Origin of the sequence: Campylobacter concisus (assembly GCF_002912895.1) — a bacterium.
GTDB lineage: Bacteria > Campylobacterota > Campylobacteria > Campylobacterales > Campylobacteraceae > Campylobacter_A > Campylobacter_A concisus_G.
In genome coordinates, this window is the sequence record NZ_POZX01000009.1 from 37590 (window position 1) to 49194 (window position 11605).

General features: G+C 36.0%; 12 protein-coding genes and 1 tRNA gene. 2 read left to right on the top strand and 11 right to left on the bottom strand.

Annotated features, from left to right (window positions below; genetic code table 11):
* The first annotated feature begins 2 nt into the window (after positions 1-2).
* On the top strand, positions 3-725 hold the full coding sequence (locus CYP51_RS00705) for a plasminogen-binding N-terminal domain-containing protein (protein ID WP_087585784.1): 723 nt from the start codon (positions 3-5) through the stop codon (positions 723-725).
* Between the two features lie 3 nt (positions 726-728).
* Positions 729-1550 carry a YihY family inner membrane protein gene (locus tag CYP51_RS00710; protein WP_103618613.1) on the top strand — a complete coding sequence of 274 codons (822 nt, stop codon included), beginning with the start codon at positions 729-731 and terminating at the stop codon, positions 1548-1550.
* Positions 1551-1642: 92 nt separating this feature from the next.
* Here CYP51_RS00710 and CYP51_RS00715 read toward each other — a convergent pair whose 3' ends face one another.
* The 11 genes from CYP51_RS00715 to CYP51_RS00765 all read right to left on the bottom strand — a co-directional run bounded on the left by CYP51_RS00715 (position 1643) and on the right by CYP51_RS00765 (position 11478).
* The gene (locus CYP51_RS00715; protein ID WP_103623991.1) at positions 1643-2668 is read right to left on the bottom strand and encodes a hypothetical protein; all 1026 of its coding nucleotides are present in this window, start codon (positions 2666-2668) and stop codon (positions 1643-1645) included.
* Between the two features lie 2 nt (positions 2669-2670).
* A complete protein-coding gene (locus CYP51_RS00720) occupies positions 2671-3372 on the bottom strand; it encodes a metallophosphoesterase (RefSeq protein ID WP_103623992.1) in 702 nt (233 codons plus the stop codon).
* A gap of 179 nt (positions 3373-3551) precedes the next feature.
* Positions 3552-5027, bottom strand: a complete 1476-nt coding sequence (locus CYP51_RS00725; protein ID WP_103623993.1) for an aldehyde dehydrogenase family protein — start codon at positions 5025-5027, stop codon at positions 3552-3554.
* A 128-nt stretch (positions 5028-5155) separates the two neighbouring features.
* Positions 5156-6325: a sensor histidine kinase gene (locus tag CYP51_RS00730; RefSeq protein WP_103623994.1), complete on the bottom strand. Its 1170-nt coding sequence runs from the start codon at positions 6323-6325 to the stop codon at positions 5156-5158.
* The gene (locus CYP51_RS00735; protein WP_021090576.1) at positions 6318-6980 is read right to left on the bottom strand and encodes a response regulator transcription factor; all 663 of its coding nucleotides are present in this window, start codon (positions 6978-6980) and stop codon (positions 6318-6320) included. Before CYP51_RS00735 ends, CYP51_RS00730 begins: the two co-directional genes overlap by 8 nt.
* A gap of 9 nt (positions 6981-6989) precedes the next feature.
* The gene (locus tag CYP51_RS00740; protein WP_021090687.1) at positions 6990-7244 is read right to left on the bottom strand and encodes a hypothetical protein; all 255 of its coding nucleotides are present in this window, start codon (positions 7242-7244) and stop codon (positions 6990-6992) included.
* Between the two features lie 62 nt (positions 7245-7306).
* A complete protein-coding gene (locus CYP51_RS00745; RefSeq protein ID WP_021085107.1) occupies positions 7307-8212 on the bottom strand; it encodes an AEC family transporter in 906 nt (301 codons plus the stop codon).
* 98 nt (positions 8213-8310) lie between these two features.
* On the bottom strand, positions 8311-10080 hold the full coding sequence (locus CYP51_RS00750) for a response regulator (protein ID WP_103623995.1): 1770 nt from the start codon (positions 10078-10080) through the stop codon (positions 8311-8313).
* 66 nt (positions 10081-10146) lie between these two features.
* Positions 10147-10233 (bottom strand) — tRNA-Leu (locus CYP51_RS00755).
* 72 nt (positions 10234-10305) lie between these two features.
* Positions 10306-10608, bottom strand: coding sequence for an HU family DNA-binding protein (locus tag CYP51_RS00760; protein WP_012001719.1), 303 nt, complete (start codon positions 10606-10608; stop codon positions 10306-10308).
* Positions 10609-10731: 123 nt separating this feature from the next.
* On the bottom strand, positions 10732-11478 hold the full coding sequence (locus CYP51_RS00765; protein ID WP_103623996.1) for a YaaA family protein: 747 nt from the start codon (positions 11476-11478) through the stop codon (positions 10732-10734).
* Between the last annotated feature and the right edge of the window lie 127 nt (positions 11479-11605).

Sequence of the window (11605 nt, forward strand, 5' to 3'; positions counted from 1 at the left end):
TTTTGAAACGTATATTTGTGATTTTATCGCTAGTTTTTGGCTTTACTTTTGGGGCTGATTTTTCTTTAAATGAGTATAGAACTCCTATAATTAGCGTCGATAGTGATGGCACAGCGACGATAGTTGATAGTCCAGAAATTTTAATCGGCTCAAGTGGTGTCGTACTTCATAAATTTGATACTGATAGCTCTATCATCGCAAGAGTTAGTGTTATATCAAAAAATTCTGGCTTTGCTAAGATTAGATTTGAGGTGTTTGATCTGCTTGAGCAAAAGGCTCTCCCGCTTCCAGGCATTGCACCTGCAAATGGCGATATGGTCGTGCTAAACTATCTTTATAACCGCTCATTAATCATCGTGCCAAATAAAGAAATTTACGAAGAGATCACATCTGCGTTTCCAAATATGATATTTATTCATCCAGATCTTATTGGAGCGTATCTAAGCTACGAATACAAGCCAAATCCAAACAGAGATGACTTTAGAAAAATGTGCGCTCAAAGTGCAGCTGGTTTAATTTTCGTAGCAATGGATGGCAGAAGTGTTTTTGCCGATTGTCAAAGCTTTAAAGTACTAAAAGAATTTAAAAGTGGCGAGGTTGAGTACTATCAGCTACCATTTTATACAAGAGTTAGCGACATAGACACCGTCTTTTGGAAGCTAAATAGCGAGCACATCAACAACTACGACGCTCACTACGAAAAACTTTTTGAAGAAGATAACTGATAAATGAGCCGTTTGTCCTTAAGTAAGCAAAGCTTAAAAGAGTTTTTAAATTTGCTCCCAACGCTTAAGGACAAAGAGCTCTTTCACTATGCCTCAAGCCTTAGTTTTCATACGATTTTATCGATCATTCCGATACTTCTTATATCGTTTTCTATCTTTACAAAACTGCCTAGTTTTGAGGATTATTACGCCAAGATTCAGGACTTTATATTTTCGGCTCTTTTGCCAAGTAATCAAGAGATCATTTCAAACTATTTGCAAAATTTCTTACAAAATAGCGGAAATTTAGGCTTAGTTGGCTTTGTGGCGATGATATTTACATCAGCCATGTTTTTTAGCGACTATGAATATGTAGTTTTAAAAGTGACACGTGCAAGTAAGGCTAGAGGATTTTGGTCGGCACTTAGTTCGTATTGGACGCTTATCACGCTTGCGCCACTTGGTCTTGCTGGCAGTTTTTATCTCTCAAGCCTCATTCAAGAGATGCTAAACTCAAACGTGATCACAAACTCGATAAATTTTTTAAGCATATTCCCATATCTCATCATCTGGGCGATATTTTGCATCACATATCTCATCTCAGTAAATGACGAGATAAAATTTAAGAGCGCATTTTTTAGCTCATTTGCCGCCTCGCTTGTTTGGTATATTGGCAAGTCGGCATTTGTCTATTATGTCCTTTACAACAAGACCTATCTAAGCGTTTATGGCTCGTTTTCAGCAGTGCTTTTCTTCTTTGTCTGGATCTACATATCTTGGATCATCTTTTTATATGGGCTAAAGCTTTGTGCTTATCTCTCAAACAGCTCAAAATTTAAAAGATAAATTTAATAGTTGGTACCAGCTGGCAATATGTTTTTATAAATTTACTAGCTAGCGTGATTTGTATTATTTTTTATGTAAAATTTTATGTAAAATCAGCGTTTAAACTCGCAAATTTCTATCTTTACTCCAAGCTCTTTGCTAAATTCTTTAGTCTTTTTCTCTAGCTCGTCTTTATCAAAGCAGATAAGATCTATGTAAGATCGTATCTCACCATTTGCTTCACCTATGATCTCGCAAATTTCACTCTCCTTTAGCGCATCTGAAATTTTATTTTTGCTATCAACGCCAAACTGTATGTCGCCACCGTGAGATATGGCTAAAAAGCAAAAATTTATGCCAAGTTCAAAAGCTTCGTTATAAGTATCGCTTGCACCGTCGTAGTACTCATTTAGTAACTCGCTAAGAGATGTAAATCCTGTAAAGATGTCGTCACGTAGCTTGTTTGAGCGAGGCTCTAGCTCATAGACCATAAAATTCTTAAGCGGTTCGTTTGAGGCTTCCTTACCAAATTTCTCATCTATAAGATCGGCAAAGTCGATCAGTGGCACGCCTTTTTCTCTTGGCTCGTCTATTATCTCAAACTCTCCAAGCATATTTATCATGATCATCTCGCCAACTACGTTGTCACAAAGTATGAGCGATAATGTATATGCCTTATTTTCATCTTCGCTTTTAAGCTTACTTAGAGTCTCGTTATATAGGCACATATCTACGCTTTTTTCTTCAAAATTTGCATAGACCATGACTTCATTTGCATCAATGCTTACGCCATACATCTGTATAGTAGCGACGTTTCGTGGTGCACGTGGCTTGCCAAGTGTACAAGTAAGCTTTGACTCATACTCTTTTGGCATGCGCGATTTGATAAATTTAAGCCACAAAAGCCTATGCTTAAGTCCTTCTGGAGTGAGTACTAGATCGATCTTGTCATCAATAAGGCCTATCATAAAAGTTGGATCAACTAAACATAAATTTAGCGCTTCTTCGGTCATTTTGCTTGCAGCTTCAAAATTTTTATCTTCTAAATTTTGTTTGATGGCGTCTAAATTTTTACCAAACTCGCTCCAAAATTTATCAACTCTGCTTGCAAAGCTAGAGCTCTTTTTAGAAAACCACATTTTTATCCTTGTTTATTAAATTTTTCAACATTTTTTTGCGTATAAATTTTCATCGATGGAAATTCTAAGGCACTTAGCTTGTCATATCCTTCTTTGTTAAAAATACATCCTGTATCGATATTGGCGCTATTTGTATAGAGCTTAGCCTCACGCACTGGCGTGTGTCCGTAGACATTAAATATGCCTTCTACTTGTATCATATCGCCTCTGCCTGATAGTACATGCCTTCTAAACTCATCTCTTGAGCTATCATCATCTCTTAAGCCCCAAAATTTACCAACGGCCGAGTGAGAGATGACTAGATACTCGCCATTTTGGTTTTTGTGGTCTTTAAACTCTAAATATACTGGAATGCTTTCTAAAAATTCTATGTGCCTTTGCTTGAACCCCACACTTTGCCCAAGATATGATCCATATGTCGCCACACCACCATTGTTGAAAAACCAACTCGTGTCAAATGGTGCTTGGTTGTTTAAAAATTCATATTTATTGCTTAGTAACCTTCTTTCGTGGTTTCCCATTACCATTTTATAGTTATTTTGTATGATAAGCTCGACTACATCGCAACTAAAAAGCCCACGATCTATCACATCTCCGACAAAGCAAATTTGTGATTTTTCTTTGTCTGGAAACTGCTTGATAAGCTCTAAAAGTGTGTTAAAACAGCCGTGCACATCGCCTATGATATAAATTTGCTCGCTCAATTTTTCTCCTTTGTGCCAAATTTTAGTCTATTAAGCTTAAAAATGTAGTGTTAAGAAAACACTTTTGTATAGCTGTACTATATTGGCGTAATACTAGTGATATATTAAAGTTAAAACCTAGTAAAAGATATTTAAAATTTAAGGAATTTAAAGCAGAAGGGAGCCTAAGCTCCCTAAAATCATTGTGCGTAAAAGCCGCTAACCTTACCGGTTAGGTCAATCATGATATTTTTCATTTGAGTGTAGTGCTCAAGGATGATCTTGTGAGTTTCTCGGCCGATACCTGAGTTTTTGTATCCTCCAAATGGGCTACCTGCTGGGATTTGGTTATAGGTGTTGATCCAGACTCTGCCAGTCTCCATAGACCTTGCAACGCGGAGCGCTTTTGTGATGTCTTGCGTGAAAATTCCGCCACCTAGGCCGTATTCGCTATCATTTACCATTTTGATAAGCTCGGCTTCATCTTTAAATTTGATGACAACGCCAACTGGGCCAAAAATTTCTTCTTGAGCTACTCTCATGTCGTTTGTCACATCAACTAGCAATGTTGGCTCGACAAATGCGCCCTTGTCGCAACCATTTGCTGTATAGGCTTTGCCACCGACTGCTACTTTTGCGCCTTCTTTTTTGCCGATCTCAATGTAGTTTAGAATTTGCTCAGCTTGTTTTTTATTGATTTGTGAGCCCATTTGAGTGCTAGGATCGAGCGGATCGCCAACTTTTATAGTGCTAAATTTCTTCACCGCAGCCTCTATAAATTTGTCGTAAAAGCTCTCTTCTACGAAAATTCTTGATCCTGCGCAGCAAACTTGACCTTGGTTAAACAAAATTCCAAGCTGAAGGCCGTCAAGCGCTTTGTCTAAATTTGCGTCGCTAAAGAAGATATTTGCGCTCTTGCCGCCAAGCTCAAGTGTAGCTGGGATGATACGGCGAGCAGCAGCTATGGCGATATCGCGGCCGATCTCGGTTGAGCCAGTAAATGCTAGCTTATCAAGGCCTGGATGATTTTTGATCCATTCGCCACTCTTGCTACCTTTGCCAGTTATGATGTTTATTAAACCTTTTGGCAAAATTTTATCTATCAGTCTAAATAGCTCAAGCACGCTTAGGCTTGTCTCGCTTGATGGCTTAAATACACTCGCATCGCCTGCTGCGATCACTGGAGCTAGCTTCCAAGCTGCCATCAAAAATGGAAAATTCCAAGGTACGATCTGACCCACAACACCTATTGGCTCACGCAAAACGATAGAGAGTTGTTTCTCGTCAAGGACGTTTGCGCTGCCTTCTTCGCCCATGATAACGCCAGCAAAGTACCTAAAATGCTCTGCTGCAAAAGGAATATCAACATTTAGCGTCTCTCGGATCGGCTTGCCATTGTCCATGCTCTCAACTTTCGCCAAGTGCTCTTTGTTTTCATCGATGATGTCAGCGATCTTGTTTAAAAGCTTTGCACGCTCGCTAATTGTAGTGTGTTTAAATTTCTTAAAAGCCTCGCGTGCAGCACGAACTGCGTCATTTACATCTTCTTCGGTAGCATCAGCGATCTTTGCAAGGTGCTCGCCATTTGCTGGATTTTTTGCATCAAGTGTAGCACCGTCTTTTGCGTCGCGCCACTCACCATTTATGAAAAGCCCATATTTTTCTAGTAACTTCATACTTTTCTCCTTGATTAAGATTTTGTAAAAGGATTATAATATTAATAAAATTTATCAAAAATAAATTTTGGACATAAATTATCTTTTTTAATAAATTTTATTATTTAAAGTAGGATTGTTTTAAAAATTTAGCTCTGCCAAGAGAGCAAAAACGTAGTCTCGCCATCAAGTTCGCTTTGGCACTTTACTTCGATACCATTTTTTATGCAGCAGCTTTTTACTAGACTTAGTCCTATGCCAAAGCCGCCTTGATCGTCGTTAAATCTCGTATAGCGGTCAAAAATTTTCATCTGATCCTCTTTACTGATGCCTCGACCGGTGTTACTTATGCTAAAGAAATTTGGCTCTAAAGTGATGCTTACTTTTGAATTTGGCGCTGCATATTTGGAGGCGTTGCTAAGAAGGTTGTCTAAAATTTTACTCACATCCTCAAGATCTGCATTTATAAGGCTTGGCTTTAGGCTAGTATCTATCTCAAGTCCGCGTTTGGCAAAAAATGGCGAGAAATAGCTCAGTCTTTGTGTGGTTAGTAAATTTAGATCTATGAGCTCTTTTTTGCTAGGCTTATCTAGGTTAAAGCTTAGATGAACGAGCGCGTCATAAATGTTATTTAGGCTCTTTGCGGCAAGGCTGATATTATTAAAACGCTTTAAATTTCGCTCATTTAGGTTGTCAAGATCGGCTGTTTCTATGCTCATCGAGATGACGCTTAGAGGCGTGTTTATCTCGTGTGTTGAGTCTTTTATAAAGCGGTTTAGCGTATCTATCTTTTCATAAAGCGGTCTTAGGCTTAGTTTTGCGAGATAAAAGGCGACAAAGAGCAGGGCAAAAAAGAAAAAGAGCGCCTTTAGCGTGGTTGAAATTTGTAAAGATAAAATTTCAGCCTTGATATCTTTGCCAACTAGAAAAATATCTGCGTGTGAGAGCTCGTCTGTAGTGTTATCGTCCATGTACTGGATCTTTTCAAATATCGCGACCTTGCCGCCGATCAAATTTACATTTTTGCTTTTGTCGATCTTTTGGCAGTCAAAGTCTTTATAAATTTTCTCGCCATTTTTTAGCACGATGCAAGCATGCACGCCTTTTTCTTTTGTTAGACTTGAAATTGAATCAAGTCCATTCATTCTAGCTTTCATGTAAATGCCCATTTTTATCTCTTTTAAAGACTTCACCTCGTTTAAAATGAGCGTTTCTTTTTTGTTTTTATAGTCGTGTATGAAAAAATATCCTAAAAATAGCACAGTGCTAACAAGATAGAGGGATAAAATTTTAAATAAAATTTGCGTCTTTTCAGACATAGACATAGCCGTCCCCACGCCTATTTAAAATGGCATCTTTGCCTAAAATTTGGCGTAAATTTTTGATATAGACACGAAGGCTAAGTTCGCTTGGCTCCTCGTCAAATTTCCAAATTTTATTAAAAATTTCATCTTTGGTTAAAATTTTGCCTTTGTTTTGTAAAAATAGGGCGAGTAGGTCGCTCTCTTTACTCGAGATATTTACATTTTTACCATCTTTGCTTAGTGTCTTGCTCTGCGGATGAAAGCTAAGCTCATCTGAAATTTTGATCACATCGCCACTGTGATGTGAGAAATTTCTCTTTAGAAGCGCTTGTATGCGGATAAGTAGCTCTTTTAGCTCAAATGGCTTTTTTAGATAGTCGTCGCAACCACTTTTGTAGCCTTTTTCAAGATCATCAATGGTATTTAGCGAGGTGGTAAAGATGCTAGGTGCGCTAACACCTAGCTCTCTTAAGGAAGAAAGAAGTGAAAAGCCATCTCCTTGTGGGAGTTTGACGTCAAGTATAAGCAGGTCGAAATTTTGCTCGTAGGCGAGATCAAGCGCTTCTTTGGCGTTATCTGAAGTAGTGACCTCATAGCCATTTTCAACTAGATACTCACTGATGAGATCAAGTAAAATTTCATCATCTTCAACGAGCAAAATTCTAACCATTAAGCACCTTTACATGCCTTTTTTCATTTCGTCTTTTTTCATACCCATGTCGTCTTTTTTCATTTCGTCTTTCATACCCATGTCATCTTTTTTCATCTCATCTTTTTTTACCATGGGTTTTTTGCCCATGTCATCTTTCATCATCTGCTCTTTCTTCATCATCTCGTCTTTGCCCATGTCATCTTTTTTCATCATTTCAGTAGCATTTGCAAGACCACCAAGCATAAACATAGCACCAAGTGCAACTAGTAGTAATTTCTTCATAACGTCTCCTTTAAATGAAATATGGTGAAATACTATCTCTTTAGTGTTAAGTGAGCGTGAATTTACGCAAATACAAAATATATAACTGGAAGCGTGATAAATGAAAATAGCACGCCTATGGCCACTGATGAGATGGCTAGCGAGCTATCAAGTCCAGCTTTTATGACCATCGCACTTGCAAGGGCTGATGTCGGCATCGCACATTGAAAGAGACCAACGACCCAAGTTTTGCTCATCTGGATACCTGAGACTTTCAATATGATGAAAAATACGATAGCTGGTAAGATCATCTTGCACAAAAGCACGACGCTAACGCCTTTATATGAGCTTGTGATGCTACTAAAGTTAAGGCCAACACCGATCGCAAAAAGTGCTACTGGAGTGACGCTGCCTTCAAACATCCTAAGTGGCGCAAAGATAAAATCTGGAAGCGGGACTTCTTTTAAGATAAGACCCATGATAAGCGCTATAAATGGTGGAAATTTTAAAATTTTCATTGTATTTTGAAACAATGAAACCTTCTCTGGTGCGGCAAAAGATAGGATGAGTGGTCCAAGGATCGAAAGTGGGATACCAGTGGCTATTTGGTCGTAAAAGATGACCTCATTTACCATCGCATCGCCAAAGAAGCCCTGAATGACAGGCATACCGACAAATAGGGTGTTACCAAAAAGGCTTAGCATGACCATACTGACGGTTGTTATTTTGGTAAATTTAAAAATCTTACCTATGACAAATGCCAAAGCAGCGCTAATGGCGGTTGAGGCAAAGCCGATTAAGATCGTATTTATAAGCGAGGCATCGACATTTACGTGATAAATTTTGTCAAATATTAGCGCAGGCATTGCAAAACAAAGGACAAAATCCACAAATGGGATCGAATGCTTTTGCTCAACAATGCCGACTTTTTTGGCAAAAAAACCAGTTGCGATTATGAAAAAAATTGCAAAAAGTGGAGTGAAGTTCATAGCATTTCTCTTTTAAATCTAAATTTTTACGGAAGATTGATTATAGGACCCATAAGATTAAATTACAATAAACCTTTTTTAAAATTTGCTCTCAAAATTTATGCCTTAATATCAACCTTTTTGTAAAATTTATCTCTCTCATCTATCTTTTCTTTACTCTTTAAATCATTTTCAAGATAGCTGATATTATAAATTTCTCTTGTAGATATGCTTTTGCCATTATTTAGACTGATTAAAAATTTACTCTCAAATTTATTAGATAGATTGACAATAGCGATCGCTCCAGCATCTTTTAGGCTTACGATTTTATCACCTTGCATGAAGCCAATATCCTTAAAATCCAAGCTATTTAGCTGCACATTATTCATCTCTTTTGCCTCTAAATTGATGCTAGTTTTTAGCTCACTTGATGTATTTAGCTTGCCAGTATCGTTATAAAGCTCTTTTACGTCTATCTCTCTACCACTATCAAATTTTAGCCTTATGGTACCATCTTTGTTTAGCTTCATAGCTATGACGCTATCGCTATCTTGCAAAGATGCGGCAGCTGTGGCTTCATTTGTTATAAAAGCCTTTTTTACTTTTTTTAAATTTGAGACACTAAACTCAAGTCCAGTTGCTTGCTTAAATTCATTTTCCATCGCGATCATTTTGGCTGATTTTGTCTTCTCAAGCCTTGATATATAAGCGTCCGCATTTTCTTCAAATTTCTTTAAATTATTGCCAAGATTTTCTATCATTTTGTTGTATGCGTCAAACTCAGCGTTATAATCTTTGTAAAATTTCATAAAACTATCTTTTTGAAATTTTGTATATGAGAAATTTTCATCTTTTTTGTAATCTTTACTCGGCTCAATGATCGGATTAAACTCGCTTAGTCTTGCAGTGTCATCAAAACCCACTTTAAGATAGGCAAAATTTTTAAAAGAGCTATCTTTGCCAAATATATTATTGTGTCTTAGATCGACCCAGCCGTCATTTTGGGCATATTTTTTAAAGAAATTATTTATATTATTTTTCTCTATCTTTTCATATCTGTTTTCTGCAGCGAACAAAGTATTTGGATCTGAGGCGTAGTAAGAGTGTCTATAATCAATATCTTTTGTATCCACATAAAGATCGGGATTGTTTGTGATCATTGCTTTACGATTTAGCTCTTCTCTTTTTATTTGGTTGTGATTTATGACATTTGTGCTGATAAACTGTCTAAGATCAACCCTTGGCATTACATCGCTTAAATTTGCTATTTTTTCATTTCCATCTTTGTCGTAACCCCTTGCTTTTAGCTTATCAAAGAGTATATCTTTTTGGTCTAGCACACCATCACTATTACTATCAAAGCTAAAAAAATAGCTATTATTTTCTAATTTTGTAGTGCCAAGTTTATCGTTATCGCCGTAAATATCTAAAAATACTTCTACTTCGCCATATTTTGTTTTTAGAGTGTTTGAATAAGCGTAATCGTTTAAATTTTTAAATTTTGTATTTTCTAGGTATCCACTTTTTAGTGTAGATAGCATGCTGCTGCTGTCTGAAGTTTTTATATTTTTAAAGTAGGCATTTTCACTAAAATGATAGCCTCTAGAAAGTTCATCGGAGTGGATTTTATTGTTGCTATAGATGAGATTTTTTGAGTAGTTATTTAAAATTTCTTCTATTTTTTGTAGGATTTTGTGTCTATTTTGCTCTTTGATCTCAGCATCGGTTATATTTATAACTTTGCTTGCTTTTATACTTTCTTTTAGACTTAAAATTTGTTCGTTATTTATCTCTAAACCTTGTTTATTCTTAAAGGCATAGAGCATATCTGTATGATTTTCTAAATCTTTTAAATTTATAAAGTTATATTTTAAAGGTGCAATATTCATCTAAAATCCTTTTTAAAGATGTTGCAGATAATATCGGATAAATTTAGAAAGTATTTAGACGTATAATGGTGCCCGAGGTCGGACTCGAACCGACACAAGGTTGCCCTTACCAGATTTTGAGTCTGGCGCGTCTACCAGTTTCACCACTCGGGCTAAGTTAAGATTGAAATTTTAGATTTGTGAGAAGAAAGAAAAAAGGGGAGAGTTGCTCCCCGAAAAAGAAAATTATTTCTTTTTACCTTTTTTAGCAGCACCAGCAGCAACTGCTTCTTTAAGTTTTTTGCCAACTTTGAATTTAACTGCTTTGCTAGCAGGAACATCGATAACTTTTTTAGTTCCAGGAACTCTAGCTTTTCTTGCAGCTCTGTCAGCAGTACCGAAAGTACCAAAGCCTATAAAGCTAATTGTATCGCCTTTTTCAAGAACTGCTTGGATTGTCTCCAAAGTAGCATCAACAACTTTTAGAGTATCTTTTTTTGAAAGACCAGCCTTATCGGCAACAGCTTGAATAAATTCAGCTTTTTTCATGAACCATCCTTTTAAGAAGTTATGTGGCTATATTACACTCTTTTAAAAAAAAATACAATACTTTTTCCCTAAATTTAGCTCTTTTTTACGTTTTTTTAACAAAAAATGCATTTTTTTAAAAATTTACTCGCAAATTTCAAACGTAAGCTCGGTCTTTAGACCAATCTTTTTCATATCAATAAGCTTTAAATTTTTAAAATTTAAGCTCATTAGTTCATCTTTATTTTTTATAAGCTTATTTGCTATTTGGCATAAGACTTCGCCTCTATATGCTTTTGCGTGATGACTCACTATTTTTTTATTTTTTATAAAGCAAAAAGCTATGTATTCTTTTTTTATAGTGTAAAATTTTTCATAAAACTTAGCTCTAAGGTCTAAAATCTCATCATTTTGCAAAAACCCATCAACCGCTTTACTAAAATTTTTTTCATAAAATTTTGAAATTTCAAAGCCACCTAGCTTTTCACCTTGCTTTAGTTTGTATTCTGGTATCTCATCTTTTGCTAAGATAGGCCCAAATAAATTTGAAAAGATTAAAACATTATTATCTATATATTTTTGCGCCTCATTGTCTAAACCACGATAGTTTAGATGTTTATAAGCCATTCCATCATACCTTAAAATAGCTTTTATGCTGCCTTTTTGAGATAGGCTTTCTCGCAACTGCTTGCTCTCTTCAAGCTCTTTTAGCCCAAAAAGCTTTTTTATCTCGTCTAGATTTGCGTTTTTTAAAAACTCATCGTATCTGTTTAAAATTTCAACTCTTTTGTCAAAAAGTTTTGGAAATATCAAATCCTTACCATTAAATTTATTATTTGTATTTAGAGAAATTTTACTTTCGCTTGGAGAAAAGAGAATTTTTAATGCCATTTTTCTTACCTATTCTTATATATAAATTTTTGTTGGATTATACAATAAACTTTTTATGCTAAAAAAAATCAAATTTTTACCGATATAAAAACAAGCGGAATCATTTTTGCTTAGAGTGAATAAAAAT

Excerpts from the sequence above, each read along its gene's own strand:
- CYP51_RS00760 (WP_012001719.1), bottom strand. The coding sequence starts at position 10,608 with ATGAAAAAAGCTGAATTTATTCAAGCTGTTGCCGATAAGGCTGGTCTT.
- CYP51_RS00725 (WP_103623993.1), bottom strand. The coding sequence starts at position 5,027 with ATGAAGTTACTAGAAAAATATGGGCTTTTCATAAATGGTGAGTGGCGC.
- CYP51_RS00710 (WP_103618613.1), top strand. The coding sequence starts at position 729 with ATGAGCCGTTTGTCCTTAAGTAAGCAAAGCTTAAAAGAGTTTTTAAAT.
- CYP51_RS00750 (WP_103623995.1), bottom strand. The coding sequence starts at position 10,080 with ATGAATATTGCACCTTTAAAATATAACTTTATAAATTTAAAAGATTTA.
- CYP51_RS00730 (WP_103623994.1), bottom strand. The coding sequence starts at position 6,325 with ATGTCTGAAAAGACGCAAATTTTATTTAAAATTTTATCCCTCTATCTT.
- CYP51_RS00745 (WP_021085107.1), bottom strand. The coding sequence starts at position 8,212 with ATGAACTTCACTCCACTTTTTGCAATTTTTTTCATAATCGCAACTGGT.
- CYP51_RS00735 (WP_021090576.1), bottom strand. The coding sequence starts at position 6,980 with ATGGTTAGAATTTTGCTCGTTGAAGATGATGAAATTTTACTTGATCTC.
- CYP51_RS00765 (WP_103623996.1), bottom strand. The coding sequence starts at position 11,478 with ATGGCATTAAAAATTCTCTTTTCTCCAAGCGAAAGTAAAATTTCTCTA.
- CYP51_RS00740 (WP_021090687.1), bottom strand. The coding sequence starts at position 7,244 with ATGAAGAAATTACTACTAGTTGCACTTGGTGCTATGTTTATGCTTGGT.
- CYP51_RS00715 (WP_103623991.1), bottom strand. The coding sequence starts at position 2,668 with ATGTGGTTTTCTAAAAAGAGCTCTAGCTTTGCAAGCAGAGTTGATAAA.